Origin of the sequence: Vibrio rotiferianus (genome assembly GCF_002214395.1) — a bacterium.
GTDB lineage: Bacteria > Pseudomonadota > Gammaproteobacteria > Enterobacterales > Vibrionaceae > Vibrio > Vibrio rotiferianus.
The window spans coordinates 2,598,805-2,613,266 of record NZ_CP018312.1 but is presented as its reverse complement, the minus strand read 5'-3'; the positions used below and the strand labels follow the sequence as shown (position 1 = coordinate 2,613,266).

Sequence of the window (14,462 nt, the reverse complement as noted above, 5' to 3'; positions counted from 1 at the left end):
GATACACCCAAGCATTCGAAGTCACTTGGGTATAAACAAAAAGAGCCGCGATTGCGGCTCTTTTAGATTTGGAATTAATCAGACGTGATTACTTCTTCTTAGCGGTTTTCTTCTTCGCTACTTTCTTCTTGTCGTCTTTTTTCTTTTTCTTCTTGAACACAGGTTTTTTGTGTTTAGGGCGCATCTCTTTCACGAAACGCTCTTTGATGTCTTCTTTCACGTAACGAGCAACGCGATCCATCATTGGTTGGTCGTGCGCTTCTACGATTGAGATAGCGTTACCTTTCTTACCTGCACGAGCAGTGCGGCCGATACGGTGAAGGTACACGTCTGCCGTGCGCGGCATGTCGTAGTTGATTACGTGTGATACGTCTGGAAGGTCGATACCACGTGCCGCTACGTCTGTCGCAAGTAGCACGTTAACTGTGCCTTCGCGGAAGCGTGCAATCGCGTTGTTACGACGATCTTGAGGCATTTCACCTTGAATCCAAGAACATGGAATCTGTGCGCTCTCTAGTTGTGCACGAAGCTCTGCCAAACGCTCACGAGTCTTCAGGAACACGATAGTGCGTTCAGCTTGCTCTGTGATGATGTGTTTTAGTAGGGCAAGTTTATGCTCTGCGTCATCAGCACGGTGGTACCACTGTGCAATCTTCTTACGCTCACGCAGTGGTGATTTCGCGTCGATCTCAGCTGGTTCGTTAAGTAGGTCTGCTGTGAAACCTTCTACGCCTTTGCCTTCTAGTGTTGCTGAAAACAGAAGTGTTTGTTTACGCCAGCGACATTCGTTAGACAGACGGTCAACCGTTGGAGCAAAGCCCATGTCTAGCATGCGGTCAGCTTCGTCTAGCACCAGCCATTCAATCGCACGACAGTCAAAACGTTCTGCATCGATGTATTCACGTAGGCGACCTGGTGTTGCAACCACGATATCTTGTGTTGTAGCCAAAATATCCGCATGTTCTTGGTATTGAACACCACCAGTGATGGTGAAGATGTTTAGCTTGGTGTTTTTCGCCAGTGCACGAGCTTGATCGGCAATCTGCATTGCTAACTCACGAGTTGGCGTGAGGATCAGAATACGTGCAGGTCCCGGTTTACGACGAGGGAAATCTTGCAGGTATTGCAGTGCTGGCAGGACGAATGCCGCCGTTTTACCAGTACCAGTTGGTGCTGACGCTAGAATGTCACGACCATCTAACGCTTGTGGAATCGCTTCTGCCTGAATTTTAGTTGGGCGTTCGTAGCCCATCTCTTCAATGGCTTCAAGTAGGTTTTGGTCTAGATCAAGTTCAGCAAAGGTTCTGATCACAATGAGTTCTCCACAAGCAAAGCTTGGTTAATGGTTCGCCACAGCAGCATAGAATATAAAAAGGTCGCACATTATAAAGTGATTGGTGACAAGGATCACATGTTATTTCACATCTTAAGATAAAACTCGCGAGTTAGCTGAGTAAAGTCGTCGCTATAACCCTCGTTTGAGTGAATGATCAAGTGCGTTTCTTGAGTATCACAAGCTTGTTTGGCCAATTCAAACAGTAAACGGTGCACGGGCTTTTTCTGTGATGGTTGCACGCGACAGAGACGTGATAGATACCATCCCTGTTGCTGCGCCATAGCAATAAACTGCTCGCCTTCGGTAATTGGTAAGACGAAACTGGCTGTTCCCTCTTCAGTCAGCAGTTCATGACAGCGTTTAAGTAATGCTGCGTGCTGCAAACTGTCTGTGTGTCGGGCGGTTGCACGTTGGCTTTGCTTCGATTGCTCACCACTGTTGAAGTAGGGCGGATTACAGATGATGTGCTCAAAATGATGTGTAGGTTCAAACTGCAATACATCGGCGTGTTGGATATAAAGTCTGTCTGACCAAGGAGATTGAGTGAAGTTATGTTGCGCTGCTTCTATCGCCGATATTTCAATATCAAGAGCGGTGATCTCTACAGCCGGAAATCTCTGTGCGCACATTAATGCCAGCAAGCCTGTACCTGTACCAATGTCCAAAATTTTACTCTGTGGTGAGCAATTTGCCCAAGCGCCAAGCATGACACCATCGGTGCTGACAGGCATGCCACTTTCACCGCCGTGAATCGAAAACTGCTTGAACTTGAAGTCCTTAGTCTGAAATTTTTCACTCTTCATGATTGTTTTATTATTACTCAATATTAGAGTTAATCTCTCTGTTGTTTCTTAATTGTATAGATTGTTATCTCGTTGGTTATTAAATTGTATTTCAATTTGATCGAGATAAATATCTAGCTCTTTATTTCAGGGTAGTGGTATCCACTGCTTTTTAATCCTTTAACTAAATTAATATGGTGTTTTTTTCTTAAAGGTTGCCAAATGATGGGTACTTCGTCATTATGCGGCGGAAATTTATAGATTGAACCACAGGTACTCATTAACTTTGGGTATACAAAAAAGTGGTCGATGCATACACAACATTCATCAATTAGAGAAAAAGGGTTATCTGTGAAGCAGACGTTAAAACTAACAGATATTATCGCAGTAGGCTTTATGCTATTTGCGTTCTTTTTGGGTGCCGGCAACATCATTTTTCCACCACTAGCGGGTCAGCTAGCGGGTGATCACTTGATGCCAGCAATGTTCGGTTTCTTGCTAACAGCGGTAGGTCTACCTCTTATTACTATCGTTGCTATTGCTGTGGCAGGCGGCTCTTGGGATCACTTGACTCAAGATCTTCCTAAAAAAGCAGCAGTTCTGATGGCGGCGTTGATCTTCATCATCATCGGTCCTGCATTTGCTGCACCTCGTACAGGTCTAGTAGCCTACGAGATGGCGGTGAAACCATTCTTCCTAGATGCCTCTCAAGCGCATCTAACGTCATTCTCAATCTTGTTCTTCGCGGTAGCAATGATCTTCGCTTGGTTCCAAGGTCGCTTGATTGACTTGATTGGTAAAGTACTAACGCCAGTTCTATTCCTTGGTCTTATCGTTCTTGCGATTGCGGTGTTCGTTGATCCGCAAGGTGAAATGATGGGCGCACACGGCGAGTACTTGACTCAGCCGCTGACTAAGGGCTTCCTTGAAGGTTACAACACCATGGATACGTTCGCATCGTTGATGTTCGGTATGCTAATGGTGGATGCGCTTCGCAGTAAAGGTATCACTGAGCGTGCGGCAACAACGAAATACCTAATCTGTGCTGGCTGTATTGCCGCTGCAGGTCTGGCGTTCGTTTACATCTCATTGTTCTACCTAGGTGCGACGAGTTCAACTATCGCAGCAGGTGCGGACAACGGTGGTGCAGTACTGAGCCAATACGTTCAGGCGCTATTTGGTCCTTACGGTCAGGTTGTGCTTTCAATCATCGTACTTTTGGCATGTTTGACGACGGCGATTGGCCTTATCTCTGCATGTTCTGACTTCTTCAGCTCTAAGACGAAACTGACTTACAAGCAGTGGGTTATCATTAACGGCGCCGCTTGTGCACTGATTGCAAACGTTGGTCTGTCACAGCTAATCTCATTGTCAGTTCCTGTGCTGTTCGCGCTATACCCAGTAGCGGTTGCATTGGTTGCGCTAACATTTGTGCGTAACAAGCTACCAAACCCACGAGTGGCTTACCGCGCTGTACTGCTAGTATCACTGCTGTTTGCATTGATTGATGCAGCGAAAGTAGCGGGTCTAGACGTATCTGCATTCAACATGCTGCCACTATTTGAAGTGGGTATGGGTTGGGTACTACCAACGTTCGCTGCGATTGTTTGCATGTTCTTTATTGCTAAGTCTTCACAACCTGAGTTGACTGAAGAAGCGGCATAATTGCTGACTCACAAGATAGAAAAAGCCCGGAGAAGTGATTCGCCGGGCTTTTTGTTTGTCTGTCGCTCTGTCAGCGTTGGTGCTGGCTCATAGCGTGTCGTGAAACTCCACTAACACTTGCTCACACCATTTCTCGATGCGTTCATCACTGAGTTCATACTGCGAATCTTCGTCTAATGCCAAGCCAACAAATTGGCTGCCATCTTCAGTTAGTGCTTTCGATGCCTCGAACTCGTAACCTTCGTTAGGCCAGTAACCAATGAATTGTGCGCCTGTTGCTTTGAGCTCGTCATGAAGTAGACCCATCGCATCAAGGTACCACTCACCATAGCCCTCTTGGTCTCCCAAGCCGAATAAAGCAACGACTTTGCCTTTTAGCGGTGTGGTTGCAATATCTTCCCAGATTGCACTCCAGTCTTCTTGGATTTCACCGAAGTCCCAAGTAGAGATACCAATCAGCAGTAAATCGTAATCTGCCATCAGTGACAGCGGTGTCTCTTTCACGTTGTGAATGTCGACAAGGTCTTCACCAATGATGTTGCGAATTTTCTCTGCTGCCATTTCGGTGTAGCAGGTTGTTGAGCCGTAAAAGAGTCCGATTTTCATTATATTCGTCGTTTTTTGTGTTGCTGTTGTGGCAGATTCTAACCATAAATCGGGGAAGATTGCAGCGAATATCCCAAGCGGAGTGAATTTTTTATGGTATTGGCTGGGCAGTTGCCTTACTCTCAATACTGTAAATATAAACAGATAAGGAAGCGTTCATGACGGCACAACAGCCTGTCAATCAACAAGATTTTGGTCTGGTTGAACAATTCTTAGATGCAATGTGGATGGAGCGTGGCTTATCAGAGAACACGTTAGCTTCCTACCGAAATGATTTAATGAAATTGCTCACGTGGATGGGGCAACACAGCTACCGTCTCGATTTCATCAGCTTGTCTGGCTTGCAAGAGTACCAAAGCTACCTTGTCGATTTGGACTACAAACAGACATCCCGTGCGCGCATGCTGTCGGCGATTCGTCGTTTATTCCAATACATTCATCGTGAGAAAGTACGTGGCGATGACCCGAGTGCTTTGTTAGTGAGTCCGAAGCTACCGCAACGTCTGCCGAAAGATATCAGTGAAGAGCAAGTTGACGCACTGCTTGAAGCGCCGGATCCTAATGACCCGGTTGAGCTGCGTGATAAAGCCATGCTTGAGCTTCTATACGCGACAGGACTACGTGTAACAGAGCTGGTTAGTTTGACGATGGAAAACATCAGCTTGCGCCAAGGGGTAGTACGTGTCACTGGTAAAGGTGGTAAAGAACGCCTTGTACCTATGGGTGAGAATGCAGTCGATTGGATTGAAACTTTTATTCAACAAGGCCGGTCTGCTCTATTGGGGGAGACTACCTCTGATGTGGTTTTTCCTAGTAAACGAGCCAGACAAATGACCCGTCAGACCTTTTGGCACCGTATTAAGTACTACGCTGTAATAGCGGGTATTGATACCGACCAACTGTCGCCACACGTATTGCGCCATGCTTTTGCAACGCATTTATTGAACTATGGCGCAGATCTCAGGGTCGTACAGATGCTGTTGGGGCATAGTGACTTATCGACCACGCAAATTTATACTCACGTGGCGACTGAGCGATTGAAGCAAATCCATAGTCAACACCACCCAAGAGCATAATGATGGTTTGTTTTATCTATTGTCTCGTTGGATGAAACGATTTTATTTTAAGGTGAATTTAATGAGCGTATTACGCCGACTAACTCTGCTGACTTTACCGTTTTTTGTTACCGCTTGTGGTGCTGAAGAAAGTCAGGAAAAAACGGAAACTCCTGCACAACAAGTCGCTCCAGCGGCAAAACAGAACTTTGATGAGGCTGCACTAAAAGCCAAGTTCTCTAAACTGGGTGTGTCTATTCTTGATATCCAGCCATCGGATGTTGCTGGATTATTAGAAATTCAAACGAATGGTGGTGTGCTGTTCGCATCTAACGACGGTAGCCATTTTATTGCTGGTACACTTTATGCCATCGATAACAATGGTGGCTACAAAGACGTGATTGCTGAGCGTCAAGCGCCGTTAAATGCCGAGAAAATTGCAAAGTTCTCTGATAGCGTGATCGAATACAAAGCAGACAATGAGAAGTATGTGGTGACGGTATTTACTGACATCACTTGTGGCTACTGTGTGCGTCTACACAGCCAGATGCAAGGTTACAACGACTTAGGCATTACTGTTCGTTACATGGCGTATCCTCGCCAAGGCGCAACAGGTCCTGTTGCTGAACAGATGGCGACTATCTGGTGTGCAGAAGATCCTCAAACGGCTATGCACAATGCAAAAGTAGAACGCACTTTTGACAATCCAGTTAAAGATCTTAAACAGTGTAAAGAAACCATCCAGGCACATTACAACCTAGGCCGTGAACTTGGTATTTCCGGTACTCCTGCTATCTTCCTGCCAAACGGTGAGCTAGTTGGTGGTTACCTTCCACCGGCAGAATTACTAAAACGTCTAGAGCAACAATAATCCTTTAAGGAGCAGAGCCAGCATGCAACGCTGGCTCTTTTCAAACATGATAGAAATTCAACGACGTCCCGAACCGGACCTTTCTCTTCTTCCCGATTCCATTCCTTCTATTCTTAAGCGTATCTATCTCAACCGTGGTATCACGGATATCGCACAGTTAGAAACCTCTGCACGTGGTTTGCATTCTTACCAACAGCTTGGCGGTATAGATAAAGCGGTTGAACTGCTTTTCCAAGCGATCAATGAGCAAAAGCGGATTATCGTTGTTGGTGATTTTGATGCCGATGGCGCGACCAGCTCAGCGTTGTCGGTACTTGCACTACGTATGCTTGGCAGCAATAACGTCGATTACTTGGTGCCAAACCGCTTTGAAGATGGTTATGGATTGAGTCCGGAAGTGGTGGATCAAGCGTTAGAGCTTGGTGCTGAAATGATCATGACAGTTGATAATGGCGTGTCGTCGATTGAAGGTGTTCGTTACGCAAAAGAAAATGGCATTACCGTGCTGGTGACTGACCACCACTTACCGGGGCAAGTACTCCCAGACGTCGATGCCATGGTGAACCCAAACCTAGACAGCTGTGCTTTCCCATCGAAAGCGTTGGCAGGGGTGGGGGTGGCTTTCTATCTGATGATGGCGCTGTGTGTATACATGCGCAAACAGAATTGGTTTGCGCAGCAAGGCATGCAAGAGCCTAAGTTGATGGAGCTGATCGACTTGGTTGCCCTTGGTACTGTGGCAGACGTCGTGCCACTAGATGAAAACAACCGCATTCTTGTGCATCAAGGCTTACAGCGTATTCGTGCAGGTAAAGCACGCCCGGGCATTCAAGCCTTGATTGAAGTCGCGAAACGCGATGCGCGTCGTTTAGTTGCGTCGGATTTTGGTTTTGCACTGGGTCCACGTATTAACGCTGCAGGTCGTTTGGATGATATGTCATTTGGTGTTGAACTGCTGATGTGTAACAACATCCATGCTGCACGCCGCATGGCGAGTGAGTTGGATGGCCTCAACCAAACCCGTAAAGAAATAGAAGAAGGCATGAAGCAAGAAGCGATGGCTTTTTGTGAGCGTCTTCAGTTTGGTGAAAACACCGAACTCCCTTATGGCTTAGCCTTGTTTCAAAGAGACTGGCACCAAGGTGTGATAGGTATTCTTGCTTCGCGAATAAAAGAGAAGTACCACCGTCCCGTTATTGCGTTCGCGGATGGAGGGGAAGGAACTATCAAAGGCTCTTGCCGTTCAATTCCTGGGCTGCACATGCGTGACGCGTTGGACTTTATCGATACGCAAAACCCTGGCTTGATCATCAAATTTGGTGGTCACGCGATGGCGGCGGGCTTAACCATCAAAGAGCAAGACTTTGAGCGTTTTAGCCGTTTGTTTGATGAAGTGGTTAAAAAAGAGTTGGATGAAGCGGCGTTGAAAGGTGTGATCCTATCTGATGGTGAGTTGAAACCGGAAGAATTTTCGATGCATGTCGCTGAGCAACTTCGTGCAGGTGGTCCGTTTGGTCAAGCGTTTCCTGAACCTATCTTTGATGGTGAGTTCAAAGTTCTGCACCAGAAACTGGTGGGTGAGAAACATCTTAAGTTGATGTTAGAACCGCTTTATAAAGGCCACCCAACCAACGTAATGATCGACGGTATTGCCTTCAATATTGATTTACGTCGTTGGCCGGATGCATCAGTAAAAACAGTACGCCTTGCGTATAAGTTGGATGTGAATGAATTTAGAGGTAATCAATCACTTCAGTTGATGGTTGATTATATCGAAGCCAAGTAAATCCTCGTTTTTCGCCTACTATAGAGTACGGTCGCCTTTAAGTGGCATCAAAATTTTATGACCGTGCTCTCTCTAATTGCAATCTGATTTCCCAACCGAAATTTTCCTGTATCTCCGTCACATTTTTGAGTAGAATTTCTCGGTTAAATTCTATTCTAAAATGTTGAGCAAACATGTTTGAAATCAATCCAATTAAAAACCGTCTTCAGGACGTGTCTGAGCGCACGAATGTCCTGAGGGGGTATCTTTGACTATGACGCTAAGAAAGAGCGTCTAGAAGAAGTCAACGCAGAACTAGAACAACCGGATGTATGGAACGAGCCAGAACGTGCGCAAGCATTAGGCAAAGAACGTTCATCTCTTGAAGCGGTTGTTGAAACTATTGATCAACTAGAGCAAGGTGTAGAAGACGTTGAAGGCCTTCTAGAACTTGCTGTTGAAGAAGAAGATCAAGAAACGTTTGATGAAATCGAACCAGAACTTGCAGAACTTGAAGAAAAGCTAGAACAGCTGGAATTCCGTCGTATGTTCTCTGGCGACCACGATAGCTCTGATTGCTACATTGACTTGCAAGCAGGCTCAGGTGGTACTGAGGCACAAGACTGGACCAACATGATGCTACGCATGTACCTACGCTGGGCTGAAGCAAAAGGCTTTAAAGCTGAGGTAATTGAAGTATCTGAAGGTGAGGTTGCTGGTCTTAAGGGCGCGACTGTAAGAATCTCTGGTGAGTACGCTTACGGTTGGCTACGTACTGAAACTGGTGTTCACCGCTTAGTACGTAAATCGCCATTCGATTCAGGCGGCCGTCGTCATACATCATTTGCTTCTGCGTTTATCTACCCAGAGATTGATGAAAATATTGCTATCGACATTAACCCATCTGACCTACGCATTGACGTTTACCGTGCATCAGGCGCAGGTGGTCAGCACGTAAACACCACAGAATCTGCGGTCCGTATTACGCACGTGCCAACGAACACTGTGGTTCAGTGTCAGAATGACCGTTCTCAACACAAGAACAAAGATCAGGCAATGAAACAGCTTCGAGCAAAGCTATTTGAGCTTGAATTGCAGAAGCAAAACGCGGAAAAACAAGCTAATGAAGACGCTAAGTCTGACATTGGCTGGGGTAGCCAGATCCGTTCTTACGTATTGGATGACTCACGTATTAAAGACCTCCGTACGGGCGTTGAAAACCGTAATACTCAAGCGGTTCTTGATGGCGATCTGGACAAATTTATTGAAGCTAGCCTGAAATCAGGCCTATAAAGCTTTTCACCGACAAAAACAGGATACATCGAAAATGACTGATGCTGTTCAAAACGAAACTGTACAAGAAGCCTCTACACAAGAAGAGAATAAGCTAATTGCTGAGCGCCGCGCTAAACTGGATGCAATCCGAAAGAGCTGCAAAGCAAATGGCCACCCAAACGACTTCCGTCGTGACGCACTAGCGGGCGACCTTCAAAAAGAGTTCGGTGAAAAGTCGAAGGAAGAGCTAGAAGAGCTTAACCACGTAGTTGCAATCGCTGGCCGTATCATGGCTAAGCGTGGTCCATTCTTAGTAATTCAAGAAACTTCTGGCCGTATCCAAGCTTATGCTGATAAAGCGGTACAAAAAGTACTTAAAGACCAGTACCAAGGTCTAGATATCGGTGACATCATCGGTGTTAAAGGCGCACTACATAAGTCTGGTAAAGGCGATCTATACGTGAACATGGAAGAGTACGAGTTGCTAACTAAAGCACTGCGTCCACTACCAGAGAAGTTCCACGGCCTAACTGACCAAGAGATGCGTTACCGTCAACGTTACGTTGACCTAATCGTTAACGAAGAGTCTCGTCAAGCGTTCGTAGTACGTTCTAAAGTGATGTCTGCAATCCGTAACTTCATGATCTCTAAGCAGTTCATGGAAGTTGAAACGCCAATGATGCACGTTATCCCTGGTGGTGCGAGTGCGCGTCCATTCATCACACACCACAACGCACTAGACATGCCAATGTACCTGCGTATCGCACCTGAGCTATACCTGAAACGTCTAGTAGTTGGCGGTTTTGATCGCGTATTCGAAATCAACCGTAACTTCCGTAACGAAGGTCTTTCTCCACGTCACAACCCAGAATTCACAATGATGGAATTCTACATGGCGTACGCGGACTACAAAGATCTGATGGACCTAACTGAAGAACTACTAAGCTCAGTAGCTCTAGAAGTTCTAGGTTCAACGTCAATGCCTTACGGTGATGACACGGTTGAGTTTGGTGGCACTTACACTCGTATGAGCATGTTCGAAGCAATCAAGCACTACAACCCAGACCATGCGCAAATCCAAGCGCTAACAGAAGAAGACATTCAAAACCGTGACCTAATGGTTTCTATCGCGAAATCTGTTCACGTTGAAGTAGAATCTTTCTGGACATGTGGTCAGCTTCTTGAAGAAATCTTCGGTGAAACTGCAGAACCTAAGCTAATGCAGCCTACGTTCATCACTGGTTACCCAGCAGATATCTCTCCTCTGGCTCGCCGTAGCGATGACAACCCATTCTTCACAGACCGCTTTGAGTTCTTCATTGGTGGTCGCGAAGTAGCAAACGGCTTCTCTGAGCTTAACGATGCAGAAGACCAAGATGCGCGTTTCAAAGCACAGGTTGAAGCGAAAGAGTCTGGTGATGATGAAGCAATGTTCTACGATGCAGACTACATTACTGCACTAGAGCACGGCCTACCACCAACAGCAGGTCAAGGTATCGGTATCGACCGCCTAGTTATGCTGCTGACTAACACGCACACAATCCGTGACGTAATCCTATTCCCAGCAATGCGCCCACAAGCGTAATTTGGCAGGATGATCAAAAAAACCACCTTCGGGTGGTTTTTTTATGTTCGAAATTTGACGTTATTCAACCATTTGAATTTGATGACGAGTAATTTAATAGAGAAATTATTCGCCAAATCGCAATCTGTTGCATAGTCTTAATATTGAGATAGACTAATCGGGTGATAGTCTCGATAATGTTACCAGTTCGCAAAGTTTGGTTTGTGGAGCGAATTTTCTATTAACAGAATTTAAGGGTTAAAGAATGGCTGGGCAGTTTAAGATGGATTCCATTCCGGGGTCGCTGGTAGTAGTTGGCGGTACTTACGAACCTTGGTTATCAGTATTAGAACAAGTCGGATGGAAGTGTCACCAAGTGGGTGACCTGCGTAAGGCGAATACGCTCCTTGAGGACATTGGCCCCTGCATAGGTATTGTAGATTTAAGTCACGATGAGTTTAGCCTCAACGGCTTAGCAAACTTAGTGAGTTCTCACAAACATGTTCGTTGGTTAGCCTTCATTCGTGAGTCACAACTCGGTACCGATACCATTTGCCAGTTCATTGTGAACTTTTGTATCGACTTTTTTACTGCGCCAATTCCAGATGCGCAGTTACTAAGTACCATTGGTCACCAGCTTGGTATGCTCAAGCTAGAGAAGAAAGTGTGGCCAAGCTTTGGTAACAGCTTAGATATGGGGCTGGTGGGTGAATCAATCCCTATGAAGCGTCTACGTGATCAAGTGAAACGTATTGGTCCAACGGATGTGAGTATCCTTATCTATGGTGAAAGCGGTACTGGTAAAGAAGCGGTAGCGCGTGCTATCCATAAAGTCTCTTCTCGAGCACACAAACCATTTTTGTCAGTAAATTGCCGTGCGTTGAATGAACAGCGTTTTCAAGCGGAAGTCTTTGGGGCTAGCGATGAAGATGTGACTGAGCCAAGTATTATGGAGCAGGCTGATGGCGGTACTGTTTTGTTCAACGACATTTTAACTATCTCAAAAGAGCAGCAAATGAACCTGTTGCGATTTTTGCAAGAAGGCACAATTGAGACCCGAGATGGCTTAAAAACAGTGAATGTTCGAGTTCTTGCCGCTAACTCATCAGATGTGGAAAAGGCGTTGATTGATGGTGATTTTAATGAAGAACTATACCATTACATTAATGTGCTACGTATCAATGTACCGAGCCTTAAAGAGCGTGCTAGCGATATAGGCCTACTGGCTCGTTATTATCTGCAAGAGTTTTCTAAAGAGTATAACTCTCAAGCGAAGGGCTTTTCTGAAGATGCACTTAAATCTCTGACGCGTTACTTTTGGCCAGGTAATGTTCGAGAACTAATGAACCAGATTAAGCGTGCGGTGTTAATGTCGGACAGTGTCATTATCGAAGAACATCACCTCGACTTGCCTCAACGAAATGATGCAAAGAGAAGCTTAAAGTCAATTCGCGAAAAGAGTGAGCGTGATGCGTTATTAGTGGTTCTCGAATCTCATTCAGGGCAAGTATCGAACGCGGCGAAAGAGCTAGGAGTATCTCGAGCAACTATGTACCGATTGCTAAACAAACATAATTTGATATCAGAGCAGGTGGTTTAAGTTACTAGGTGTCAAAGGAAAAGAGGAGCGTATTGTCGCTCCTTTTTTGTGCTTTGAATTTAATTATTTATAAAATTCGAGGTTTTATATATTCCTCAGATGAATATGTCATGTATAAAACCATATGCAACCTAATTTTAGGCTATTGATTTGTTTTTAATGGAAAAGACAAAAATTGTTTGATTAATATCCAGTGTTGCTTACAATTTAGCCGTAACTCAAAGAGTTATACCACATCAATCACGGATTAATTTTTAGCTAGGAGGCGCAAGATGAAACATTACGTTGTTAACATTACTACTTGCGCTGATCGTATGCCTGCTGCTCGCTCTACCTTTGACGCGATCATAAAGGATACCACTGGCTCATTAGATACAATTAATCCGTAACCTATCTATTTTCACTAGGCTGCGGAAAAGTAGCGGCTTAGTATCAACAGAATCCTTCTGTTAAAGAATGCACTATTTTTCCCAGTCGATCATTTATCGCAATTTGGAGAAAAATTATGCGTCACTCTATCTATCTAAAACTCGCTACTGTGTTGCTAAAAGCGGATTTAAAACGTGAAGAAAAGCAATGGCATAGTATGGTTCGTCGTAGCTCTCACAATATCCCTTGGACCAACGAACACTTGCTCAGGGATATTGGTTTAGATAAAGAAGGTCGTTCAACTCAAACTTGCATTCCTGATGCAGTCAAAGTTGAGCGCCAAGTTCGTCACCTTCGTCGTGTCTTAACATCGCGAATACCGACGTAATTTAAAGCCCAGATTGAACTCTTTAGTACATTTGATTCAATTTGGGCTTAATACAAACAAAAGAGGCTGACCATGTGGTTAGCCTCTTTTGTTTTTGGTCTATTGGGAAATGAAACGCTATGGGCACGGGTTCGAGTAAGTAGTGCCAATCGTTTGGATGTCATTGAGTAACTCTTCACTTAAATGAACATCGATACTGTCGATGTTTGATTTAAGCTGCTCTAGGTTAGTTGCGCCAATGATGTTTGAGCCAACAAACGGACGCTGGTTAACAAACGCCAGTGCCATTTGTGAGGGATCTAAACCGTGGTCACGAGCTAGGTTGACGTATGCTTCGGTGGCTTTTATGCCTTGCGGGGTGAAGTAGCGAGCAAAGCGCTCCCAAATCGTGCAACGTGCGCCTTCAGGTTTCGCTCCGTTTAGGTATTTACCGCTCAAGCAGCCAAACGCCAGTGGTGAGTATGCAAGTAGCTGAACGCCTTCGTAATGACTGATTTCAGACAAGCCAACTTCAAAGCTACGGTTCAATAAGTTATATGGGTTTTGGATTGAAACTATCCTCGGCAGATCGTGTTTTTCTGCTAAACGCAGCAGTGACATCACACCCCATGGGGTTTCATTCGATACACCGATGTAACGTACCTTACCTGCTTTAACTAGTTCGGTCAGCGCTTCAAGGGTTTCGATCAGCGTGACTTCTTCTTGCTTATCTGGGTAGGGGTAGTTGAGTTGACCAAAGCAGTTGGTTTGGCGCTGCGGCCAGTGCAATTGGTACAGGTCGACATAATCGGTTTGCAGGCGCTTTAAGCTGTCATCGATAGCGGTATGAATATGGCGGCGGTTAAGGCTCATGTTCTCACGAATGTACGGGAGGCTACGTGGGCCTGCGACCTTCGTTGCCAATACCACTTTCTCTCGCTTGCCACTTTTCGCTAACCAATTACCAATGTATTGCTCAGTGAGCCCTTGTGTCTCTGCCTTTGGTGGAACGGGATACATCTCTGCTGTATCGATAAAGTTCACCCCATGATCGAGGGCAAAGTCGAGCTGCTGAAACGCTTCTTGTTCGGTATTTTGCTCACCAAACGTCATAGTGCCAAGGCAGATCTTACTGATCTCGAGTGATGAGTGCGGTAGTTTCGTATATTGCATTTCACATCCTTGAAGAGTTACCGACTGAATAAGT

At 45.4% G+C, this 14,462-nt stretch carries 12 protein-coding genes; 8 read left to right on the top strand and 4 right to left on the bottom strand.

The features are described from left to right. Positions 1-88: 88 nt before the first annotated feature. Together srmB and BSZ04_RS21220 are read right to left on the bottom strand one after the other, a co-directional pair. Positions 89-1,312 (bottom strand): ATP-dependent RNA helicase SrmB, encoded by a 1,224-nt coding sequence (gene srmB / locus BSZ04_RS21225; protein ID WP_010445957.1) that lies wholly within the window; start codon positions 1,310-1,312, stop codon positions 89-91. Positions 1,313-1,419: 107 nt separating this feature from the next. Then, positions 1,420-2,139 carry a tRNA1(Val) (adenine(37)-N6)-methyltransferase gene (locus tag BSZ04_RS21220; protein WP_088881315.1) on the bottom strand — a complete coding sequence of 240 codons (720 nt, stop codon included), beginning with the start codon at positions 2,137-2,139 and terminating at the stop codon, positions 1,420-1,422. Between the two features lie 330 nt (positions 2,140-2,469). Here BSZ04_RS21220 and brnQ point away from each other — a divergent pair, with 330 nt between their 5' ends. After that, on the top strand, positions 2,470-3,783 hold the full coding sequence (brnQ, locus tag BSZ04_RS21215; protein ID WP_010445961.1) for a branched-chain amino acid transport system II carrier protein: 1,314 nt from the start codon (positions 2,470-2,472) through the stop codon (positions 3,781-3,783). Between the two features lie 87 nt (positions 3,784-3,870). Here brnQ and fldB read toward each other — a convergent pair whose 3' ends face one another. Continuing rightward, the gene (fldB, locus tag BSZ04_RS21210) at positions 3,871-4,389 is read right to left on the bottom strand and encodes a flavodoxin FldB (RefSeq protein WP_005447890.1); all 519 of its coding nucleotides are present in this window, start codon (positions 4,387-4,389) and stop codon (positions 3,871-3,873) included. 158 nt (positions 4,390-4,547) lie between these two features. Between fldB and xerD the strand changes: the two genes are divergently transcribed. The 7 genes from xerD (at position 4,548) to BSZ04_RS21175 (ending at position 13,276) form a co-directional block, all read left to right on the top strand. Next, positions 4,548-5,465 carry a site-specific tyrosine recombinase XerD gene (gene xerD / locus BSZ04_RS21205; RefSeq protein WP_088881314.1) on the top strand — a complete coding sequence of 306 codons (918 nt, stop codon included), beginning with the start codon at positions 4,548-4,550 and terminating at the stop codon, positions 5,463-5,465. Positions 5,466-5,526: 61 nt separating this feature from the next. Then, positions 5,527-6,315: a bifunctional protein-disulfide isomerase/oxidoreductase DsbC gene (dsbC, locus tag BSZ04_RS21200; protein WP_088881313.1), complete on the top strand. Its 789-nt coding sequence runs from the start codon at positions 5,527-5,529 to the stop codon at positions 6,313-6,315. A 46-nt stretch (positions 6,316-6,361) separates the two neighbouring features. Further along, positions 6,362-8,101, top strand: a complete 1,740-nt coding sequence (gene recJ / locus BSZ04_RS21195; protein ID WP_010445971.1) for a single-stranded-DNA-specific exonuclease RecJ — start codon at positions 6,362-6,364, stop codon at positions 8,099-8,101. Between the two features lie 173 nt (positions 8,102-8,274). After that, positions 8,275-9,373, top strand: a protein-coding gene (prfB, locus tag BSZ04_RS21190) for a peptide chain release factor 2 (protein WP_100085109.1) whose coding sequence is annotated in 2 segments (ribosomal slippage) — positions 8,275-8,349 and positions 8,351-9,373 — 1,098 coding nt in all. Because the reading frame shifts where the segments join, the coding sequence is not laid out codon by codon here. Between the two features lie 34 nt (positions 9,374-9,407). Beyond that, positions 9,408-10,940: a lysine--tRNA ligase gene (gene lysS, locus BSZ04_RS21185; protein ID WP_010445975.1), complete on the top strand. Its 1,533-nt coding sequence runs from the start codon at positions 9,408-9,410 to the stop codon at positions 10,938-10,940. A gap of 244 nt (positions 10,941-11,184) precedes the next feature. Beyond that, entirely contained in the window at positions 11,185-12,519 is a 1,335-nt protein-coding gene (vpsR, locus tag BSZ04_RS21180; RefSeq protein WP_010445977.1) for a cyclic-di-GMP-binding transcriptional regulator VpsR, read from the top strand. A 505-nt stretch (positions 12,520-13,024) separates the two neighbouring features. Beyond that, positions 13,025-13,276, top strand: coding sequence for a DUF1127 domain-containing protein (locus BSZ04_RS21175; RefSeq protein ID WP_088881312.1), 252 nt, complete (start codon positions 13,025-13,027; stop codon positions 13,274-13,276). A gap of 117 nt (positions 13,277-13,393) precedes the next feature. Here BSZ04_RS21175 and BSZ04_RS21170 read toward each other — a convergent pair whose 3' ends face one another. Further along, complete coding sequence (locus tag BSZ04_RS21170) at positions 13,394-14,428, bottom strand: NADP(H)-dependent aldo-keto reductase (RefSeq protein WP_088881311.1); 1,035 nt, start codon at positions 14,426-14,428, stop codon at positions 13,394-13,396. Positions 14,429-14,462 lie beyond the last annotated feature (34 nt).